This is a genomic window from Labrys sp. ALF-8 (genome assembly GCF_059699065.1).
This window is the reverse complement of sequence record NZ_AP048537.1, coordinates 463,439-483,432: the sequence shown is the minus strand read 5'-3', so window position 1 is coordinate 483,432 and position 19,994 is coordinate 463,439. Positions and strand designations below refer to the sequence as shown.

16 protein-coding genes are annotated in these 19,994 nt (G+C 64.8%); 9 read left to right on the top strand and 7 right to left on the bottom strand.

Annotated features, from left to right (window positions below; translation table 11 throughout):
- Positions 1–4 precede the first annotated feature (4 nt).
- The 8 genes from AC6H34_RS02350 to AC6H34_RS02315 all read left to right on the top strand — a co-directional run bounded on the left by AC6H34_RS02350 (position 5) and on the right by AC6H34_RS02315 (position 9,189).
- Positions 5–2,449, top strand: coding sequence for a GcvT family protein (locus AC6H34_RS02350; protein WP_497537774.1), 2,445 nt, complete (start codon positions 5–7; stop codon positions 2,447–2,449).
- A gap of 631 nt (positions 2,450–3,080) precedes the next feature.
- Complete coding sequence (locus tag AC6H34_RS02345) at positions 3,081–3,842, top strand: amino acid ABC transporter ATP-binding protein (RefSeq protein ID WP_448146317.1); 762 nt, start codon at positions 3,081–3,083, stop codon at positions 3,840–3,842.
- On the top strand, positions 3,842–4,483 hold the full coding sequence (locus AC6H34_RS02340; protein ID WP_497537773.1) for an amino acid ABC transporter permease: 642 nt from the start codon (positions 3,842–3,844) through the stop codon (positions 4,481–4,483). The genes AC6H34_RS02345 and AC6H34_RS02340 overlap by 1 nt, the downstream gene beginning before the upstream one ends.
- A complete protein-coding gene (locus AC6H34_RS02335; RefSeq protein ID WP_497537772.1) occupies positions 4,480–5,160 on the top strand; it encodes an amino acid ABC transporter permease in 681 nt (226 codons plus the stop codon). The genes AC6H34_RS02340 and AC6H34_RS02335 overlap by 4 nt, the downstream gene beginning before the upstream one ends.
- A gap of 25 nt (positions 5,161–5,185) precedes the next feature.
- Positions 5,186–6,013: a substrate-binding periplasmic protein gene (locus AC6H34_RS02330; RefSeq protein ID WP_448146320.1), complete on the top strand. Its 828-nt coding sequence runs from the start codon at positions 5,186–5,188 to the stop codon at positions 6,011–6,013.
- Positions 6,014–6,266: 253 nt separating this feature from the next.
- The gene (locus AC6H34_RS02325) at positions 6,267–7,175 is read left to right on the top strand and encodes a LysR substrate-binding domain-containing protein (protein ID WP_448146321.1); all 909 of its coding nucleotides are present in this window, start codon (positions 6,267–6,269) and stop codon (positions 7,173–7,175) included.
- A gap of 75 nt (positions 7,176–7,250) precedes the next feature.
- Complete coding sequence (locus AC6H34_RS02320) at positions 7,251–8,489, top strand: NAD(P)/FAD-dependent oxidoreductase (RefSeq protein ID WP_497537771.1); 1,239 nt, start codon at positions 7,251–7,253, stop codon at positions 8,487–8,489.
- Between the two features lie 103 nt (positions 8,490–8,592).
- Positions 8,593–9,189 (top strand): hypothetical protein, encoded by a 597-nt coding sequence (locus AC6H34_RS02315; protein WP_497537770.1) that lies wholly within the window; start codon positions 8,593–8,595, stop codon positions 9,187–9,189.
- Between the two features lie 17 nt (positions 9,190–9,206).
- Here the strand turns inward: AC6H34_RS02315 and AC6H34_RS02310 are convergent, their stop codons facing one another.
- The 7 genes from AC6H34_RS02310 to AC6H34_RS02280 form a co-directional block, all read right to left on the bottom strand.
- Positions 9,207–10,490: an NAD(P)/FAD-dependent oxidoreductase gene (locus tag AC6H34_RS02310; RefSeq protein WP_448146324.1), complete on the bottom strand. Its 1,284-nt coding sequence runs from the start codon at positions 10,488–10,490 to the stop codon at positions 9,207–9,209.
- A gap of 162 nt (positions 10,491–10,652) precedes the next feature.
- Positions 10,653–12,176 (bottom strand): L-piperidine-6-carboxylate dehydrogenase, encoded by a 1,524-nt coding sequence (gene amaB, locus AC6H34_RS02305; RefSeq protein ID WP_448146325.1) that lies wholly within the window; start codon positions 12,174–12,176, stop codon positions 10,653–10,655.
- Positions 12,177–12,228: 52 nt separating this feature from the next.
- Positions 12,229–13,647 (bottom strand): FAD-binding oxidoreductase, encoded by a 1,419-nt coding sequence (locus tag AC6H34_RS02300; RefSeq protein WP_497537769.1) that lies wholly within the window; start codon positions 13,645–13,647, stop codon positions 12,229–12,231.
- An 11-nt stretch (positions 13,648–13,658) separates the two neighbouring features.
- Entirely contained in the window at positions 13,659–15,056 is a 1,398-nt protein-coding gene (gene hglS / locus AC6H34_RS02295) for a 2-oxoadipate dioxygenase/decarboxylase HglS (RefSeq protein WP_497537768.1), read from the bottom strand.
- Positions 15,057–15,196: 140 nt separating this feature from the next.
- The gene (locus tag AC6H34_RS02290) at positions 15,197–16,192 is read right to left on the bottom strand and encodes an ABC transporter permease (protein WP_497537767.1); all 996 of its coding nucleotides are present in this window, start codon (positions 16,190–16,192) and stop codon (positions 15,197–15,199) included.
- Positions 16,189–17,712 (bottom strand): sugar ABC transporter ATP-binding protein, encoded by a 1,524-nt coding sequence (locus AC6H34_RS02285; RefSeq protein ID WP_497537766.1) that lies wholly within the window; start codon positions 17,710–17,712, stop codon positions 16,189–16,191. The genes AC6H34_RS02290 and AC6H34_RS02285 overlap by 4 nt, the downstream gene beginning before the upstream one ends.
- The gene (locus AC6H34_RS02280; protein WP_497537765.1) at positions 17,697–18,746 is read right to left on the bottom strand and encodes a sugar ABC transporter substrate-binding protein; all 1,050 of its coding nucleotides are present in this window, start codon (positions 18,744–18,746) and stop codon (positions 17,697–17,699) included. Before AC6H34_RS02280 ends, AC6H34_RS02285 begins: the two co-directional genes overlap by 16 nt.
- A gap of 131 nt (positions 18,747–18,877) precedes the next feature.
- Between AC6H34_RS02280 and AC6H34_RS02275 the strand changes: the two genes are divergently transcribed.
- Positions 18,878–19,882, top strand: coding sequence for a LysR family transcriptional regulator (locus AC6H34_RS02275; RefSeq protein WP_497537764.1), 1,005 nt, complete (start codon positions 18,878–18,880; stop codon positions 19,880–19,882).
- The last annotated feature ends 112 nt before the right edge of the window (positions 19,883–19,994 follow it).

Sequence of the window (19,994 nt, the reverse complement as noted above, 5' to 3'; positions counted from 1 at the left end):
CCATATGGAGCGCTCGGCCAGGGTCGTTGTCGTCGGTGGTGGGTGCGTCGGCGTCGGCGTGCTGTATGGGCTGGCCAAGAGAGGCTGGAGCGACTGCCTTCTGCTGGAGAGGCGCACCCTTGGAAGTGCCTCGACGCGGATGGCCGGCGGCTTCATCCCGACCTATGTGCGCCACCATGTGCTTTCTCCGCTCATCAACAAGACGACCGAGATCTATGCAGGGCTGGAGGCGGAAACGGGATTGTCCGCCGGCATGCACCATAACGGGCAGATGCGCATTGCCCGCAGCCGGGAGCGCCTGGACGAATATTGGAGCTACATGAACGCGGCGCATGCCATCGGCGCCAATGCCCGTCTGCTGACGCCGCAGGAAACCCGTGAATTGTGGCCGCTGATGCGCGACACAAATGGGGTCTTCGGCGCTCTCTATCATCCGGACGATGCCTATGTCGGGCCGACCGACGTCACCATGGCGATGGCAAAGGGCGCGCGGGACTGCGGTGCTCGCATCGCCCAGAATACGCAGGTGCTCGGCTTCGAGCGTAAGCCCGGCGGTGAATGGAAGGTATCGACCACGCAGGGCGATGTCCTGTGCGAGCATGTGGTCCTGGCCACCGGCAACTATGCCCGCCAGACCGGCGCAATGCTCGGGCTGAACGTTCCGGCCCAGCCCATCGTGGTGCAATACTGGTTCACCGATGCCATTCCCGAAATCGTCGAGCGCAAGCGCCTCGGCCTGTCGGAAATGCCGATCGTGCGGGACGAGGCCTATCTCGGCTACACGCGTGAGGAGGGCGACGGGCTGATGTTCGGCGCCTATGAGCGGCCGGAAGCGCTGGAACTCTTCGGGGTAGACGGCATCCCCGGCACCTATGACGGCGACCTTCTGCCGGCCAATCTCGACGGCCATGCCGAGGCCCTGGAGATCGCCTGCGATCTCGTGCCGGCGCTCGGCCGCGCCGGACTGAAGTCGAACATCCGCGGACCGATGCAGATGACCGAGGATGGATTGCCGCTCGTGGGGCCGGCCCGCGGGCTCGACGGGATCTGGCTGGCGGAAGGGGTGCCGGGTGGTATCCTCTGGGGTGGCGCGATCGGCCATTCCCTCTCCGAATGGATTGTCGAGGGCGAGGCTTCCGTCGACATGACGGCACTCGATTCCAGGCGTTTCGGCGATCATGCCACCAGGAGTTGGACACGGCTCAAGGCCGTCGAGACCTGGGGCAGTCATTCCGACTGCATCATTCCCGGTACCGAAATGCCCGCCGGGCGGCCTGCGAAGACTGCCCCGTCCTATGACCGGCTTGATGGGCTCGGGGCGATGTGGGGCGTGCGCAACGGCTGGGAGACTCCCAACTGGTATGCGCCTGCGGGTGTCCCGCGCGACGACTCGATGACCTACCGTCATTCCGCATCGGGCCCTCATATTGCCGCCGAGGTCGCGGCGGTTCGCAGCGGCGTCGGCCTCTCGGAACTGACGTGCCTGGCGAAATTCGAGGTCGACGGGCCGGATGCGGCTGCCATCCTGGACGCCATGCTGGCGACACGCCTGCCTGCGCAGGGGCGTTGGGAAGAGGCGCTGCTGCTGTTCGAGGCCGGCGGCGTCAAGATGCATTTCGCTGTCGCACGCCTCGCGAAGGATCGTTTCTACCTCGTCGCTCCGGCCCAGGCCGAGGCCGTGCTGGAGGACGAACTGCGGCGCCTGATGCCGCCTGGTGCGACAGCGCGCTTGCGCAACGTCTCGATGGAGCGTGGCGTGTTCCTCCTGTCGGGACCCGCAGCGCGAGACCTGCTGGGTACCATCTGCGGCCAGGCTGTCTCGCCTGCAGCGATGCCGTGGGGATCGGCTCACTCGCTCGAGGTTGGTCCGGCGCCCGATGTGCGCGTGCTTCGGAATAGTCCGACGGGGGAACTGAGCTTCGAACTGCATCACCCCATGGCCTATCAGCGAGCGCTGCTCGACCTTCTGCTCGATGTCGGCAAGCCATTTGGCCTCAGGCTGGTCGGCACGCGTGCGCTCGGCTCCCTGCGCCTGGACACTGCCACGCCACTCTGGCCGGCCGACGCCGCGGCGGACATCAGTGCGGTCGAGGGCGGCTTTCTCGACCTTGTCGACTTTGAAAAGCCTGCGTTTCCGGGGAGGGCGGCCGTTCTCGCGGAACGCGGTCGCAAGCCCCGTCGGCGACTGGTTCCCGTCGTGCTGGACGCGGATGGCTTTTGCCCCATGGGCGAAGAGGGACTCTATGCCGACGACAAGCTGGCGGGGCGCATGACGTCGGCGGGCTGGTCGTTCCATTTCGGAAGACCGATCGGTCTCGCCATCGTCGACGACGCCTGTGCCGGAGCCGGGACGAGGTTGCGCGTGCCGGTGCTCGACGGCTGGCTCGACGCCGTCGTGGCGGGGGAGAGCCCCTATGATCCCGCGCGCCAGCGCGCCCGAGCCGGATGAGGGGACAGATGCCATCACGCTGTCGTCGATCTCATTCCATTTCGGAATGGAGCCATGTCAAATCGCTTCTTGAAAGCAATTCCCCGCTGTCGGTTAATCGATGGAACGGTTTTACTCTGCACGGAGAATTGCCGGGTGCAGCCAGGTCACAGAGGGTCATTGTCGGAAGCGCGCGAGCTTTGCTCCGTTTCACGCGCATGCGCCCGCGTCGGTTGCGGGACGCTCCGCCGAGGCCTCCAAAGATGACCGGTGCGCTGTCTCATCATCCCCGTGAAGCCATGGGACGAGGCAGCGCCCCGAGCCGCGGGCCGGACGCCCGCTCCGGACATTCCAGGCGGTCCGAATGGCCATGCGCCCGCGACATCGCTTCCGCCTTGAGCGGGCGCCGGGTGCGCCCTGTCGACACCGCCATCCCGTTTCGACCGGCCGAGCCAGCCGTCCGGTTCGGTGGGCATGGCCCGAATCCTGCATGGAGAAATCAATGATATCGGATCGCAACGTCTCGCTTCCGCGATCATCCGGCGCATTCGAGCCGCCCGCACAAGCCAGGGACAGCGACCCTGTCGTCCGCTTTCCGAACGCGCCTCGCGATGCCGAGGGAGCCGGATCGCAAAGAGGTAGAGGGGACCAAGTGATCCGCACCCAAAAACCCTATGTTCGGCTGGAGAACATCACCAAGCACTTCGGAACCTTCACGGCTCTCCACGACGTCAGCCTCTCCGTTCCCACGGGCGACGTGCTGGCGATCATCGGTCCGAGCGGCTCCGGCAAGAGCACGCTCCTGCGCTGCATCAATTTCATCGAGCCGCCGGAAACGGGTGTCGTGACGGTCGGGGACGTCACTGTCGAGGGGGGCTCGAAGGTTTCCCGCTCCGAACTGCGGCGGCTTCGCCGCAATTTGGGCATGGTTTTCCAGTCGTTCAACCTGTTCCCGCACATGACCGTGCTGCGCAACGTCAGCCTCGCCCAGGAGCGGGTGCTCGGCCGCAGCCGGCAGGAGGCGGACGCCATCAGCATGCAGCTTCTCAGCCGCGTGGGGCTCGCCGACAAGGCGGCGCAATATCCCATCCGCTGCTCGGGCGGCCAGCAGCAGCGCATCGCCATTGCCCGTGCCCTGGCTCTCGACCCGAAGGTGATGCTGTTTGACGAGCCGACGTCGGCGCTCGATCCCGAACTCGGCCTCGAAGTGCTGGCGGTCATGCGGGAATTGGCGGACAGCGGCATGACCATGATCGTGGTGACGCATGAAATGAGCTTCGCGGAGAACGTCTCGGATCACGTGGCGATCATGGCCGACGGCCGCGTGCTCGAATACGGCCCGAGCCGGGACGTCATCCGGACGCCCCAGTCGGCCCGGGCCAAGCAGTTCCTGCGAGCCGTGAACGAACGCTGATGCTTTACGAACTCAGCCTCATCCTCCGCGGCCTGCCCTGGACGATCATGGTCACGCTGCTCTCCTTCCTGATCGGTTGCATCCTCGGATTTCCGATCATGGCGCTGCGAAACTCGCGCTTTGCGGTCGTGCGCATTATCACGATCGCCTTCATCAGCCTCATTCGTGCGGTGCCGCCGCTCGTCTGGCTGTTCATCATCTTCTTTGGGCTCGGCACCGGAATCCTGGAGATGGGGCCCTTCACGGCCTCGCTCATAGGGCTCGGCCTGATTGCGGCGACCAACATGGCCGAGATCTACCGCGGCGGGCTGGTTGCCATCCAGCACGGTCAATGGGAGGCGGCGGAGGCCCTCAACCTGGGCTGGCACAATACATTCCGGGATGTCATAGCCCCGCAGATGTTCCGCGTCTCCCTCCCGTCCTCGGCCACCTATGTCATCGGGCTGATGAAGGACAGCGCCATCGCCTCGACGATCGGCGTGCCGGAGATGGCCTATCAGGGCGCCCGCCTGACGCAGGAAACGTTCAAGGGCCTGGAGATCTTCGGGCTGGTGGGGCTGATGTACATCCTCATCAGCCTGCCCGTGGCCTGGCTGTCGCGCCGGGCGGACGTCTACCTCAGAGCCAAGGTGGCGCGATGATGGAAACGCTTCTTCAGGGCGCGACATGGGACGATTTCGTCTCTTGGCTGCCCAGCCTGTGGGCCGGCTTCTGCATCAGCATCGAGCTGACGATCGCATCGCTGCTGGTCGGGCTCCCGCTCGGACTGTTCTGGGCCCTCGGCGTCCAGTCGAAGATCGCGCCGCTAAGGGCGTTCTGCCTCGTTCTGGTCGAAATCGGGCGGGGAACGCCCGCTCTGGTGCTGATCCAGTTCATCTATTTCGGATTGCCCTCGCTCCATCTCCCGCTTCCTTCCTTCCTGTCGGCGGTCGTGGCGCTCGGCTGGTGCACGGGAGCCTATACCAGCGAGATCATCCGCGCCGGACTGGAATCCGTGCCCGGCGGTCACAAGGAGGCGGTCAGCGCGCTCGGCCTCTCGACCATGGACGGGCTGCGCTACGTGATCCTGCCGCAGGGGCTGCGCGTCGCCGTTCCCGCCTTGCTCGGCTTCTCGATCCTCATTTTCCAGGGAACTTCCCTGTGCTTCACGATCGCGCTGCCCGAACTCACCAGCCGTGCCTACGAGATCGGCACCAACACCTTCTTCTTTTTCCCGGCACTTGCGACGGCCGGTCTCTTCTACGTCGCGATCTGCGTGCCAGGCTCGTTTCTCGTCTCCTATGTCGAGCACCGCGCGGGCGCTTATTCGGTTCGTTGAGCTACCACCAGAGGGGATAAAAAAAATGAAGACATTCGGGGTCATTCTTACCGCCGCCGCCATGGTCGCCGGATTTTCTACCTTCGCGCAAGCGCAGGACTGCAAGCCCAAGCATAGTTTCAGCACCGTCGAGGCCGGCTTCATCACCGTTGCTGCGACACCCTATGCTCCTTATTCGCTGATCGATGCCGCAGGCGTGCTGCAAGGCATCGACGGGGACATCCTGGCTGAGATCGCCAAGCTCGAATGCCTCAAGATCAAGGCAATTCCGGTCGATGGCGGCGCCGCCATCCAGTACATCATCGGGCGCAAGGCCGATACGACCACCGGCGATTGGTATCGTACCGCCGAGCGGGCGCGCGTCGTCTATCTTTCCGCGCCGCTCTATGTCGATCAGATGGCCGTCTATTCGAAGGAAGGCTTCGATTCCATCGGCCAGATGGATGGCAAGGTCATCGGCAGCACGGCCGGCAACCTGTGGAACGCCGACATGAAGAAGGTCTTCGGCGATAATGTGAAGCTCTATCCGAACTCCGTCGCCATGCAGCAGGACCTCATGGCCGGCCGCGTCGACCTCGGCGTGGACGGTGAATCGATTGGCGTGGTGGCTCAGCAGCAGGGCCAGCTCAAGGGCATCAAGATCGTCACCATCAAGCCCGATCCACGCGTCGCCGCCACCCAGGAAGCCGGGCAGGGCACCTTCCCCCTGACCAAGAGCAACACCGAGATGGGCAAGGCCTTCGATGAAGATATCGAGGCCCTGCACAAGGACGGCACGATTGCCAAGCTCCTGGTCAAGTACGGCCTCAACGAATCCGCCGCGACGACCGGCGAGCCGCGCCTCATCAAGTAGTTTCTTCAGTCTCGCTACAGGGCATGGGGTCTGCAGATCCCATGCCTGCCTGATCGGCTCGTTCGATATCTCCGGCAGGCCGGTCCATGGGGTCGGCTGCGTCGGGGGCAGGCGACCGGGCCGCCCTTCAAGCAAGGTTCGCAATCCCATGTCGAGGGTCAATGCCGCAGTCCCGGCCCATCTGCTTGCCGGGAGCCTTGACCGGTTGAGGGATCGATGGTTCTTAAGGCCTGTTTCTCCTGGCACAGGCCCGATGCGCATCCCTCGCCGTTTCCTGCCGTCGACGAACCTCCTGATGGCGTTCGAGGCAGCGGCGCGCCTCGCAAGCTTCACTGCGGCTGCGCGGGAGCTCGACCTGACGCAAAGCGCCGTCAGCAGGCAGATCCGCATGCTCGAGGACCAGTTGGGCGTGCAGCTTTTCGTGCGCGACCAGCAGGTCGTGCGTCTCACCGTTGCCGGCGAAAGCTACGCTCGCGATATCCGCGACGCCCTCCGCCGTATCGGCGCCGCTTCGCTGAACCTGAGGGCCAATCCCCTGGGCGGGACGCTGAACCTCGCCGTTCTGCCGACATTCGGAGCGCGATGGCTCACCCCACGGCTGGCGGGCTTCCTCAAGGATAACAAGGGTGTGGTCGTGAATGTGCTTTCGCGGCTCACACGGTTCGATTTCCGCAACGATACGATGGATGCGGCCATCGATTTTCATACCGACGAGTGGGTGGGCACCAAGAGCATCGAACTCATGACCGAAGTCACGTTGCCGGTGGCAAGCCCGGACTTCGTCGCGTGCAGGAATGACTGGACGCCGGAGGTCATGCGCGAGATGCCTCTGCTGCATCTCACCTCGCGGCCGGATGCGTGGGAGCGCTGGTTCCATCTCAATTGCGTTCCCGCGGAAGGCGTCACCGGGATGCTCTTCGACCAGTTCAGCACCATGGCCCAGGCTGCGCAGTCGGGGCTCGGCATTGCGCTGCTCCCGACCTTTCTCATCGAGGCGGAACTCTCCAAGGGCGACCTCGTGCCGGTGCTGCCGCGCCCGCTGAAGAGCGATGCCCATTACTCGCTCACCTGGCCGGTCGAGCGGGACGCCTATCCGCCGCTCGTCGCTTTCCGCGGCTGGCTGTCGGCCGAGACGCGGCGATATCGCGGAAGCGAAGGCTGAGGCGGCCATAGACCACGACGGCCGCCGAGGTGTCGCCGGGCCTGCGGGCCAATCCGGAAATCCTGAGGGGACTCCATGTCAACCATCGCTGTTGTCGGCGCCGGCGTCATCGGCACCACGATCGCCCACGAACTCCATCGGTGTGGTGAAACCGTCGTTCTGGTTGACAGGGACCAGCCTGGAAAGGGAGCGTCCTTCGGCAATATGGCGAGCATCGCGGTCACCGAGTTCCTGCCCGCGTCCCGTCCCGGCGTATGGGCGCAGATGCCCAAATGGCTGCTCGATCCCGAGGGGCCGGTGTCCGTCCGGCCTTTCTATATGCCGAGGCTGCTCCCGTGGTTCCTGCGTTTCCTGGCAGCCAGTAGGCCGTCCAAGTTGAGGAAGCTCGAAGCGGCGGGAGCCGCGCTCTGCCATCGCGTCCATGAAGATCTCGGCGCGCTGTTGAAGCAGACCGGCCTCGCCCATATGCTGAGCAACGAAGGTTGCCTCTGTCTCTATGGGGACGAGGCCGAATTCAAGGCCGACCGCGACCATATCGAGATGCTCGAACGCTTCGGCTTTCGACATGAAGTGCTGGACAGGGATGCGGTCCGGGCATTGGAGCCCGCCCTGTCCACACGGATCGGCAAGGTCGTTCTTTTACCTGACAATCGTTCCATCTCCGATCCCCACGGGCTGGTGACCGCCTTGGCCGAAAGGTTCAGGGCGGCTGGAGGAACCATCGTCCAGGCGGGAGTGGCCGGCTTCGAGGAAGGCGAGGGAGGTGTCACGGCGCTGCGGACCGATGATGGCCGGCGCATCGCGGCGGATCGCGTCGTCCTCGCAGCGGGCGCCTACACCGGCCGGCTCTCGCGGTTGATCGGCGAGCCGATCCCGTTGGAGACGGAGCGCGGCTATCACACCCAGATCATGGCGCCCGGCATATCGATGAGGCACTCCATCATCTGGCCGGCCCGCGCCTTCATGGTCACCCCAACGGCCGGAGGCATCCGCGTCGGCGGCACGGTGGAGATGGCCGGGCTGGCCGCCGCCCCGGATTTCCGCAGAGCCAGGGTCCTTGTCAAGCGTGCCAGGGATGCGCTGCCGGATCTGAAACCCGAGCAGGCGACGGAATGGATGGGCCATCGCCCGGCCTTTCCCGATACGATTCCCCTCATCGGCCCGTCGGCCAAGCGTCGGAACGTGTGGTATGCCACGGGCCACGGTCATCTGGGCCTGACTTACGCGGCGACCACCGCCAGGCTGATCGGCGATCTCATGACGGGTGTGACGCCGCCCATCGACATGAGCCCCTACGGCATCGGCCGTTTCTGACATCGTCGCTCTCCCCGGTACTGGCGAGAATGACGGGTGCAGCAAGTCGTGCCGGCCATGCTACGCCTGCGATCCAAGGAATATGTCACACGAGAGGCCGTACATGATCGCACTCCTCCCGGGGGAACTGGCCTGGTACGCAACCGGCCGCTTCTATCGCACCAGGCTCGATCACAGGCTGGCCGACTGTGGCTATTTCCTGCACTTGCCTTTTATCGATGCACCGCTGTTCGCCGGCGAACCATCCGAAACAACTGCCTATTTCACCTTCGCCGCCAGGCCGTTCAAGGCGCCGGAACTCGGCAACGGCGCGCTGTCCCTCGGCATCGATCCGGTGGGAGAGTTCTCGATCTATCTGCAGCGCCAGCCGTCGGGAACTTTCGATGAGCCGGCCTCTTTTGCGCGAGGCGAATGCATCGCCACCTTCCGCCGCACAAGCCTGGTGGTGGGAACGACCGTGGACGTTTCCGTCGGAGCGACCACGACGGCAGCTATCGGCAGCAATGTGTTCTCCGCGAGGCTGGTCTCGAGTTCGCCGTTCGAGTTCGGGGGAGGCCAGTACGACCTTGCCGGGCACCTCGGTCCCGGCATCACGCAATTTGGAACGGCGGCGGCCACGCCAATCAAGCCGGCGCCGGCGCACTATGATCTGGTGCTGCCTTTCACCGGCTCCGCCATTGCGCTGGGACGCCCGGCATAGCGCGGGCGAAAGCGCGCCTATCCCAGCGGCGAGGGCGAGATCATGTGGGTCAACGTCGCGCCAAGCTCGTAATAGGCTGCCTTTATGCCCGTGAAGCGTTCGCTGTAGTGCTTGACAGGCTCCATCGGCAGTCCTGCCGGGGACTCTTCCAGCAATGCCGCCGCGGCCTGCGTCCCGAAGACCGTTCCCGGTGCGATGCCGCGGCCCGAATATCCGAAGCTCGCATAGGCGTGGGGCCCGAACTCGACGATCTTGGGGATGTGGTCCGTCGTCATGGCGATGCGCCCGCGCCAGGCGTGCTCGAAAGGAAGGTCGGCAATGGAGGGGAACAGTTTGCGGAGCTTCCGGCGTGCCCAACTGGCGTGAACGGTTCCGCCCGGTCCTTCCAGATTGCCTATGCCGCCGATGATCATGCGCCCGGCCTGATCGATACGGAACGACGACATGACAGTCGCGGTATCCCAGCACCCCTCGCCATTGGCAAGAATGTGCCGACGCGCAGCGTCGGGCATGGGGGTAGTGGCCAGCTGGCAGTAGCTGACCGGGACGAATTCGGGTTTGAACGGAAGCTCGATGCCGAGATGGTAGGCATTCGTGGCTATCAGAAGCGCCCGAGCCTTCACTTCGTGGCCGTTGGCGGCAGCGACCCAGAGGTCGTTGCGTCGGGAGAGGTTCTGGACGGCCGAGCCTGCATGAATGGCGGCCCCTCGTGCCTTGGCGGCTCGCGCGAGCCCCCGGCAATATGACAGGGGCTGGATCGTACCCGCGCGCGGATCGAGCAGCGCGCCGTGATAGGCGCCAGTGCCGGTACGGCGTGCCGTTTCCTCTCTGTCGAGGAGTTGCAAGGGGGCGCCATGTCGGCGGCCCTGCCGACACCGCTCTTCCAGGTCCCGCAAGCCGGCCGGTGAATGTGCCAGGTGCAGGGTTCCGTTGCGCGTGGCCTCGCAGTCTATGCCTTCGCCCTCGATCAGGTCGAAGACGCGCCGGGGAGCCTCGCCCAGCGTCCCGATCAGCTTCCTGCCCGCGGCCTCTCCCATCTGGGCCATGACCGTGTCCGGCGTCAGCCACAAGCCCGCATTCACAAGGCCAACGTTTCGTCCCGAACCGCCGTGTCCGATGATCTCGGCCTCGAGCACGCAGACGGAGGCCCCGCGGCGTGCCGCCTCCAGGGCAGCGGCTGCTCCAGTGAAGCCCCCGCCGACGACAAGCAGGTCCACCGTCAGGCTCCGATCGAGCGGCGGCGCCTCTACCTGTTCGCGGGAACTCGCTCTCCAGAGGATTGAAGCTCGATCAATTGTCATCTCTCAAAATCCGCGAAACGATATCGGTTATTGAAAACATCCGCCCTGGGACGGCCTTCGGCAGTAGGGTCGGCCCCGCCGCGAGGAGATCGGCCAGGGCGCGGACGAGACCACACGCCGTTCGGCGGGATCGCCTCGTCCGCGGGATTGGTACATCGGCACTCAGGCGATGTCGAAGGAGACACCCTGGGCAAGCGGCAGGGCCCTGGAATAGTTCACCGTGTTCGTGGCGCGGCGCATATAGGCCTTCCAGGCATCCGAGCCGGACTCGCGGCCGCCGCCGGTCTCCTTCTCGCCGCCGAAGGCGCCTCCGATTTCCGCGCCCGATGTGCCGATATTGACGTTGGCGATGCCGCAGTCGGAACCGTCAGCGGCCAGGAAGCGCTCGGCCTCGCGCATGTCGAGGGTGAAAACGGACGAGGAAAGGCCTGCGGCAACCGCGTTGTGCTCGTCCAGGACTTCCTCGAAGTCGGAATATTTCATGACGTAGAGGATTGGAGCGAAGGTTTCCTCGAGGACGGGGCCCGCCTGCCTGGGCATTTCCACGACCGCCGGCTTGACGTAGTAGGCGCCATCCATGCCGGCTTCCGCGACACGCTGGCCCCCGAGGACCGCGCCGCCTTCGCCCCTGGCCGCAGCCAGCGCCTGCTGCATGGCGTCGAAGGCCTGCTTGTCGATGAGCGGGCCGACGAGGGCGCTGGTTTCCAGCGGATTGCCGACGCTCACGCTCTCATAAGCCTTCTTCAGCCGCGGCACGAGTTGGTCGTAGACGCTCTCGTGCACGAAGAGGCGGCGTAGCGTGGTGCAGCGCTGTCCCGCCGTGCCCATGGCGCCGAAGGCGATCGCGCGAAGAGCCATGTCGAGATCCGCCGAAGGGCAGACGATACCCGCATTGTTGCCGCCGAGCTCCAGGATCGAACGCGCGAAGCGTTCGGCGAGGCGCGGGCCGACTGCCTTGCCCATGCGGGTTGAACCGGTTGCCGAAACCAGGGCGACCTTTCGGTTGTCGACGAGTGTTTCGCCGATCGTACGGTCGCCGATCAGAACCTGGCTCAGATTGTCGGGCGCATCGCCGAAGCGTGCGATGGCGCGTTCGAGGATTGCCTGGGAGGCGAGGGCGGTGAGGGGGGTCTTTTCGGAGGGCTTCCACACAACCGCATTGCCGCAGACCAGCGCGAGCGCCGCATTCCACGACCATACGGCAACGGGGAAGTTGAAGGCGGAGATGATGCCGACCACGCCCAGGGGATGCCAGGTCTCCATCATGCGGTGCCCCGGGCGTTCGGTGGCGATGGTCAAGCCGTAGAGCTGGCGGGAGAGTCCTACGGCGAAATCGCAGATGTCGATCATCTCCTGGACTTCGCCCAGGCCTTCAGAGGTGATCTTCCCGGCCTCGATCGAAACGAGACGGCCCAGATCCGCCTTGGCGGCCCGCAATTCCTCGCCGAGCAGGCGGACGAGCTCGCCGCGCCGGGGCGCGGGTACGAGGCGCCATGCCTTGAAGGCTTCGTGGGTCGCGTCGATGGCCTTGTCGGCCTCGGCTGGCGAAACACTCTTCAACCGGGCGATTTCTTCGCCGCTGACGGGACTGAACGAGGGAGTGTCGCCGCCCTGCCAGGCGCTCGCAGGTACCCCGAGCTTGCCCAGAAGCCTGGCCGTCTCCTGCTTCACATCGATCTTCGTCATCGTCCTGGTTTCCTGTAATTTTGGGAAGGGCGCCAACGGCCTTTCCTCGAGATCAAAAGTTCACGCTGCCGAGAGGCCCCGGCGAGCTGATCGCCTTCAGCCCGGCCGCCAGTTTGCGGATGGGGGCCGGCGTATAGCGTTCATAGAAGGCCTGGTTCTTCCGCCCGATCGCATGTTCGGCGCTGAAGCTGCCGCCGAAGTCCTCGACGGCGACCTCGAAGACCCATTCGCGCAGGCTCGTCTCGAACGCCGCATCCGACAGGCGCGGGTCGTCGCGGGGGACGACCAGGTTGAAATGCACGCCGCCGTCGCCAATGTGGCCGAAGTCGCAGATCGTGACGGCATCGAAGCGGGCCGGCAGTTCGGCCTTCATACGAGCCAGGAAAGGCATGACGTCACCGCGACGGAACGACAGGTCGAAGGCGATCAACCGGCCGCTGTGCCTCACGCCCTCGGAGAGCGCGTGGCGCAGTGCCCACATCTCATGCGGCGGTCCGACGAAGGCATCGGCGAGCGGCGCCTCCGGCTTTTCCCATATGCCGGCGAGAACCTCTTCGAGCACTGCATCGAGGGGTTGTTCGCCCTCACGGGGCAGGGAGGAGCGCGACACCTCTGCAAGGATGACGAAATCCGGCACGATGCCGCCCTGGAAGGGATTGCGCAGCGATGGGACGTGCGCGAGAGCCGCTGACAGGGCATTGCCGGACATGCCCTCGAAAGCGGAGAGATAGCTGCCCAGCGCCCCTTCCATGGCGACCAGCAGATCGGCGACCCGATCGGGCGCAGCGGGAACGAGGAAAGCCGTCGCGCTCTGGCGCGGCAGGGGTTCGAGGTTGAGGGTGCATTCGGTGATGACGCCGAAGGCACCGGAGGTTCCGATGAAGATCTGCTTCCAGTCCACGCCTGTATTGTTCTTGCGCAGGCCCGAGCCCAGGTCGAGCACGGTGCCCGCCTCGTCGGCCAGCACGACCTTGATGCCCAGCGTATTGCGACGCACGTCGCCATAGCGCAGGAAGCGCGAGCCACCGGTATTGGTGGCCAGCATGCCGCCGAGCCGGGGATCGGCGCCGAGGTCGATCGGAAAGAACAGACCCTCGCCTTCCAGCCGCCGATTGAGTTCGGACAGGCCGAGCCCTGCACCCACCGTCACGGAGCGGTTGATCCGATCCAGCGAGAAGGGGGCGACCAGGCGGTCGAGACTGAGCACGCCCTCACTGCCGGAACCATCAGGCGTCGAACCGGAGACGAGGCCGGTATTTCCCGATTGTGGCACGAGCGGTATGGCGTTGTGCACCCAATAGGCAAGGACGGCAGAGACTTCGGCCGTCCTCGTCGGCCTTGCGACGAAGGCGGCGCGGCCGCGATCGTAGCGCGCCCCGGTTTCATAGGCAGTCATCTCGCCGGCCTCGGTGAGAAGGCCCTTCGAGCCGAGCAATTCGCGCAACGCCTCAATGTGAACTGTTTCGATCATCGCTGCAGCTGTCAAGCCGGCTCGGCGGCCATGGCATTCCGGCCCCGGCAGCCTTGGATCGATGCGCGCTCGATTGCGGCATAGTGGGCGAATTCATCGAGGACCGGCGCGCCGAGATCCCGCTCGAACATCACCTGGTTCGGACTGGCGACGAATTCCTGCGCCGCGTCGTCGCCCAGATTGGACTGGAAGATCCCTGCCGCGCTGACGGGCAGGAAGTCCTCGTAGACCACCGGATCGAATTGGACTGATCCATCCAAAATGGCTGCTTCAAGATCTTGTTCCCGCGTGAGACAATCATGCCCCCCTGCCTTGCGCGAATATCTGAAATAACCGAGACCTGCCTGGCGGATGGCGTTCCAGTCATCCGGGAACGCTTCGAAGACCTTGCCAAGCGCAATCTCGTATTCCGCAGCGTTGGAGCCGTCCGCGGCAGGGCGCACCCGGGCGCGCGCCTCGTTCAGGAGCTTGTCGTAGAGCGCACGTCCCTTGGGTGTAAGGGCGATTCCCCGCTGTTCGATTTCACCAAAACGTGCCGTGTGCGAACCGGCCTTCCAGCCGCCGTCCTCGCCGATGAAGGAGACGGGTTCCTCCAGCGCCTTGAAGGAAGTCTGACGCAGCAGGATGGGGCACTTGCGGGTGGGCGGCCCCTCCACCACCGCCTTCGGCGTAATTCCGTGAGCCGGCATCAGGGCCTGTACTTCATCGATATCGAGCGTACGGGGCGTGAGGTGGTTGATGTGCGGTCCCCTGAAGGAGACGACGTCGGCGATCAGCCGGTGGGCATCGTGCAGGCGCTCATACATGTCGATGCTGACGATTGCCCTGTCGTGCCACCGGAACGTCTCCAGTACCTCGCCGACGAAATCGGCGGAATCATCGAGCCCGAGACCACCTTCAGCTTCGGCCTTCTCGACCAGTTCGATAGCCCGATCCGTAAAGATCTTCCGCTCGGCAAGCACCTTCTGCGCGTCTGCCCTCAGGGCCTCGTCCGCGATCAGGTCCAGACGAAGAAGCGAGGTGAAGACACGAAAGGGATTGCGCTTGAGCGCTTCGTCCCCGACCGGGCGAAAAGCCGTGGAATGCACGGGTACGCCGGTCGTCGAAAGATCGTAGTAGCCGACCGGATACATGCCCATGACGGCAAAGATCCGCCGCATCATGGCGAGTTCCTGCGGCGTGCCGAGGCGGATCGCCCCGTGGCGTTCCTCGCCGATACGGGCGAGATTGTCGGTTTCCTCCAGGCGTGCGCGCAGTCGGGGCTGAGCGGCCAGCGTATGCTCGTTCACATGGCCGACCAGCGACATCAGGGTGCCGTAGGCCGGAACCTCGTCGCGATACATCATGGACATGGCGGCGGAGAAGCGCGCGCGAATTTCATCGGGGGAAATGAAGTCAAGCCCTGTCATGATGTTCCGTCAATGCCTTCGCATGATGAGGTTTCTGCTTTCCCTCATCATAGCGAGTGCATCCGGCGAGTTCTCACGACGTTTCCGACTGACCCCATGCGAGATTCGAATGAACGGGGACAGGCGGTGTGTCCGGCAATTCAGACGCTCGCCCGAGCCCGCCTCGCGGCTATCCATCGAGCGAGGATAATCGCCACGAGCAGCGCGCCTCCGTTGAAGAACTGTTCCACATAGAAGGCGGCTCCGAGCTGCTGGAGACCGGCGATGCCGGCCGCCAGCGTGTAGACGGCGAGAATTGTTCCCCAACTGTTGAAGCGCCCGGGGCCTTGCGGCGCTGCGCCGAGGAACACCGCGGCAAAGGCCGGCAAGAGGAAGTTCACGCCGATATTTGGATTGGCGGAGCCGAGTATGGCCGCCGACAGAATGCCTGCGACGGCCGAAAGCAGGCTGCCGAGCATGAAGGCCTCCAGCGTCATGCGCCTTATCGGAATGCCGATAAGCTGGGCAGCCCGGCTATTGCCTCCGATGGCGAATGCGCGGCGTCCCCAGGAGGTGTGCTCATAGGCAAACCAGAGCGCGCAGCCGGCAAGGATCACGTAGATGCAGGGCAGTGGAATGCCCACGAGGCTGGCGCGCCCGAAGCCGAGAAATGCGCCCGGCATTGCCCCGAAGATCGAGGTTCCGTCCGTATACCACTGGGTCGCGCCCTGGATCACGATCCCGGTGGCGAGCGTGGTAATGAAGGCGTTGAGCCCGCAATAGGCGACAAGCCAGCCATTGATGGCGCCGAGAGCCAGTCCCGCGGCAAGCGTGAGGCCGATCGCGACCACTGGAGGCAGTCCTCCATAGACGATCATGCCCGCGCAGAGCGACTGGGCGAGGGCAAGCTGGAACCCTATGGAGAGATCGAACTGACCGGCGACGAGCGTCGGGATCGCAGCAAGTGCAAGCAAAGCGAGAACGGCGTTCGTGGAGGCGATGGTCTGCGCATTGATGAGCGTGGGATAGGTCTTCGGCAATGCGATGGAAAAGGCGAGGATGACCGCCACGAACAGCAGGTGCAGGCTGTATCGGAGGGCAAGGCTCGACATGTTCGTTTGCGGAACGGCATCCGCGACACCGGCCTTGGCGTTCATGGTGAGAGCTCCCGTAGGGCAGCGGGATCGCCGGAGGTGTCCTGCGCGATCCTCATGAGAGTGTTCCAGTCGAGTTCGTTCGCGGCCAGCCTGCCGGCTGGGGCACCGCTGCGCACGATGACCACGCTGTCGGCGATATCCGTGATTTCCTCGAAATCGCTCGAACCGTAGAGAATTGCCGTTCCGGCCCTCGCGGCGGCGCGGACGAGGTCATGGAGTTCCCGGCGTGCGCCGATATCGACGCCGGCGGTGGGGTCGATGAGCACGATCACCTTGGGCAGATGTTCCAGAGCGCGGGCAAAAATCACCTTCTGCTGGTTACCGCCGCTCAAGGTCGCCATGACCCGCTCCGAGGAACGAGGGGGGTGCACGCTGAAGCGTCCGAGCGTTTCCGCCGCCCGTGCGCTTTCCCCGCGCCGGCCGCCCGTCAGCGCTGCCGGAAAGAGGTTCTCGCGCACGCTGAGGTCGGAGAAGGCAGCGAGGGTGCGGTCACCCAGCACGATGTCCACGCCTGCGCTTCGCGCCTGTCGCGGATCGCCGTTCAGTCGCTTGCCGTCGACCCGGATCTCGCCGCCCTGGCAGGGCTCGATGCCGGCAAGCCAGCGGCAAAGCCGATCATAGCCCGAACCCCGGATGCCGGTTACGCCGACGACCTCGCCTGCGCGGAGGTCCATGTCGATCGGTTCCGCGATCTCTCCACCGACCAGGCCGCGGCCTGTCAGGCGGTTCGATCCGTCGATTGCCAAGGCTACCGCCGGCGCACGGGGCTGTGGGTCGCCGCCGGTGATCCATCGCACGATATCGCCCATCCCGATGGCCGAGACCTCGCAACTCGCCACGTTGCGGCCATCGGCAAGAACGGTGGTCCGGTCGCACAGGGAGAACACCTCTTCGAGGCGGTGCGTCACATACAGGAAAGCCGTGCCGTGCGCCTTGGCGGCCCGCACCGCATCGTGGATGCGAGCCACATCGGGGGAGGGAAGGCTGGCCGTCACCTCATCGAGCACGATGACGTTGGCTTCGCCCTGCATCGCACGGGCAAGCGCAACAATGGTCTTGTCCGCATGGGCGAGTTCGCCCACCGTCCTTCGGGGATCGATGCCGGCACCCAGGCGGGCGAGCGCCCCGGATGCCGCTGCGATGCATGCCTTCCTGTCGATGATCCCGGCGCGGCATATGAATCCGGTCTGGAATGCCATGTTCTCGTAGACCGGCAGGCTGTCGACGAGGCCCAGGTCCTGATGGACGAAGCGGAGCCCGGCGGCCGCCACGTCGGCCGGTCCGAACCCGGCCGGCAAGGTCCTGTCGCCGATCGCCACCGTGCCCTCATCCGGCCGGTGGATGCCTGCGAGCACCTTGATGACCGTGGACTTGCCGGCGCCGTTCTCTCCCAGGAGGGCGTGAACCTCTCCTCTCTTCAATTCGAGGTCGATGCCCGAGAGAGCATGGATGCCGCCGAAGCTCTTGACGATGCCTTTCGCCGACAGGATGGAAGCGCCCGCCCTCACTGCTTGACCCATAATTTGCGGAACTCGGCAGCGTAGTCGACATCGCCCGTCCAGCCTGCAGTAGCCGGGGCATTGCCGGCGTCGATCAGCCTGAAGGGCACAGGTGCCTCGGCTGCGGGTGCTCCAGCGAAGGCACGCGCAAGTTCGTCGGCCGCCTCCCAGCCCATCCACTCCGCCGGATTGGCGATGGTTATGGCCTGGTTGCCGTCGCGTATGGCGGCGATGCTTTGGGGATCGCCCTCATAGCCGGCGACCTTGACGGCACCGGCCCGTCCGGCCTGACGCACGCCCTCTCCGGCGAAGAAGGCATTGGAGTCGAAGGGGGCCACGAGGTAGCTCGCATCCGGATGCCGGCTCAGGGCGGAGGCGACGGCGCCGGGCAGGCGCTGGGCCATCGTGCCGATCGTCGATTCCACGCTCTCGACAATCGCACAGCCGCCGCAGGCGGCGAGACCTTCCTTGAAACCCTTGGACCGCTGGGCAAGCTCGGGAAACTGGTTGTCTTCCACGAGCAGCACCTTGGCCGAACCGCCGCTATCCTTGGCCACCCAGGCGGCGACGAGCCGGCCCTGTGCCTCGTGATCCGGCCGGACCCAGGCAAACAGGCTGCCCGCCTCGGCAGGCACCGGGTTGAACACCGACACGACGACGATACCGGCGGACTTGGCCCGGTCGAGTGCGTCGCCCACGAGCATCGGAGGTACCGCCGCCAGCACGATGCCATCCGCCCCTCCCGCAATTGCGGACAGGATGGCGCCATTCCAGGCGCCGGGATCGCCGCGACCGTCGATGACCTGGACTTTCCAACCGAGTTCCTGGCCCGCTGCGACGACGCCGTTGGCAGCCCGCACGCAGCCAATTCCCTGCGAGGAGCACGTGATCACGTAGATCGTCTTGCCAGACTTGACCTGGACGGGTTGGGTGGGCCCGGGCCACGCGGCCAGCGGCTGGCGGGCCTGATCAACGGAAAGATCACCGGCAATCGCCGTAACCGGTATGATCATACAGGCGGTGGCCAGGAGCGCTCCGCACACCTTCTTCAACATGTTCCCCTCCCGAAATGGCAGCCTCTGAGAACGGGCTCGTCCATTCGAAAAGGTACAGGCGGTTCCACTTGCACAAAAATATATAATTCCTGCACCATACATAGCTGATTGACTATGATTGGAGCTTAGCTATGCAGCGTGTCTTCGCGTCCCAGACTACTTTGCACAAGCTCGAGCTGTTCTGCATGGTGTGTGAGTTGCAGAGCGTTACGCGTGCTGCAGACCGCATGAGCGTGGCGCAGCCGGTCGTGACTGCGCATATTCGCTTCCTCGAGGAGAAACTGGGTGTCCGACTCTTCGAGCGAAGTGGACGCCGGCTGGTCCTGACCCCGGCTGGCAAGCGCGTCTACATCTGGGCAAACGATGTCATCACGCGGACACGGGAACTTGAGCGCGAGCTCGACCTCTCTGTTGATGGCGAAGCGGGAAATGCCATCCTCGCGGCCTCGATGACCGTTGCATCCTATGTGCTTCCGCCGCTCCTGGCTGACTTCCGGAAACACCATCCCAGCGGCGGTATCAGCGTGCAGATTTCCAATCCGCAACTGGTCACCGCCGCCGTGCGCGATGGATCCTGCGATTTCGGCGTGTGCATTCTCGATCCCCGGCACGATGTCGATGGGCTCGATGTCGAACGGCTCTGGATCGAGCAACTCATCCTCGTGGCGGCTGCCGACAGCACGCTGGTGGGAAATGTCGCGACGCCCGAGGAGATCGGCGTGCTGCCATTCGTATCCTCGCCGCGCAACCAGGTCCGCCGCGAACTGGAGGAGGACGGCCTGCGTGCGCACGGGATCGTCGACAGGCAGATATTGCTGGAGTTCGGGCATCCCGAGGCGATGAAACAAGCCGTGCGCAGCGGTGCCGGCGTGGCGTTCGTGATGGAAACCTCCGTTCGCGACGAACTCGAGCGAGGCCTGCTGCGCCATGTCCGGACGCCAGGCCTGGACCTGCCCGTCCCGGTTTTCCTGGTGCACCGGCGGGGCAAGGGGTTCTCCGATTTTCAGGCGAAACTGATGGAGTTCGTGCGCGAGGCTGCAGTCGGGGAGCGACCGCCCGGTGGTCTGCGCGGCGAAGCCGCGATGAAAGGCGCCCGCTCCACTGGACGAAAGGGCGGCTCATCCATAGCCAAATGACTATAAGTATCTAAGAAATATATATTGGATCGAAGGCATTCCTCCCGCTAGCCTTCGAGACATACAGCGGGGCCTTAGACACCGCGGCAAAGCAGATTTCTTCTGACGGGCG

Coding starts and splice junctions, on each gene's coding strand:
- AC6H34_RS02340 (WP_497537773.1), top strand. CDS start 3,842: ATGCTTTACGAACTCAGCCTCATCCTCCGCGGCCTGCCCTGGACGATC.
- AC6H34_RS02280 (WP_497537765.1), bottom strand. CDS start 18,746: ATGTTGAAGAAGGTGTGCGGAGCGCTCCTGGCCACCGCCTGTATGATC.
- AC6H34_RS02325 (WP_448146321.1), top strand. CDS start 6,267: ATGCGCATCCCTCGCCGTTTCCTGCCGTCGACGAACCTCCTGATGGCG.
- hglS (WP_497537768.1), bottom strand. CDS start 15,056: ATGACAGGGCTTGACTTCATTTCCCCCGATGAAATTCGCGCGCGCTTC.
- AC6H34_RS02320 (WP_497537771.1), top strand. CDS start 7,251: ATGTCAACCATCGCTGTTGTCGGCGCCGGCGTCATCGGCACCACGATC.
- AC6H34_RS02330 (WP_448146320.1), top strand. CDS start 5,186: ATGAAGACATTCGGGGTCATTCTTACCGCCGCCGCCATGGTCGCCGGA.
- AC6H34_RS02350 (WP_497537774.1), top strand. CDS start 5: ATGGAGCGCTCGGCCAGGGTCGTTGTCGTCGGTGGTGGGTGCGTCGGC.
- AC6H34_RS02285 (WP_497537766.1), bottom strand. CDS start 17,712: ATGGGTCAAGCAGTGAGGGCGGGCGCTTCCATCCTGTCGGCGAAAGGC.
- amaB (WP_448146325.1), bottom strand. CDS start 12,176: ATGACGAAGATCGATGTGAAGCAGGAGACGGCCAGGCTTCTGGGCAAG.
- AC6H34_RS02290 (WP_497537767.1), bottom strand. CDS start 16,192: ATGAACGCCAAGGCCGGTGTCGCGGATGCCGTTCCGCAAACGAACATG.
- AC6H34_RS02310 (WP_448146324.1), bottom strand. CDS start 10,490: ATGACAATTGATCGAGCTTCAATCCTCTGGAGAGCGAGTTCCCGCGAA.
- AC6H34_RS02315 (WP_497537770.1), top strand. CDS start 8,593: ATGATCGCACTCCTCCCGGGGGAACTGGCCTGGTACGCAACCGGCCGC.
- AC6H34_RS02275 (WP_497537764.1), top strand. CDS start 18,878: ATGCAGCGTGTCTTCGCGTCCCAGACTACTTTGCACAAGCTCGAGCTG.
- AC6H34_RS02300 (WP_497537769.1), bottom strand. CDS start 13,647: ATGATCGAAACAGTTCACATTGAGGCGTTGCGCGAATTGCTCGGCTCG.
- AC6H34_RS02335 (WP_497537772.1), top strand. CDS start 4,480: ATGATGGAAACGCTTCTTCAGGGCGCGACATGGGACGATTTCGTCTCT.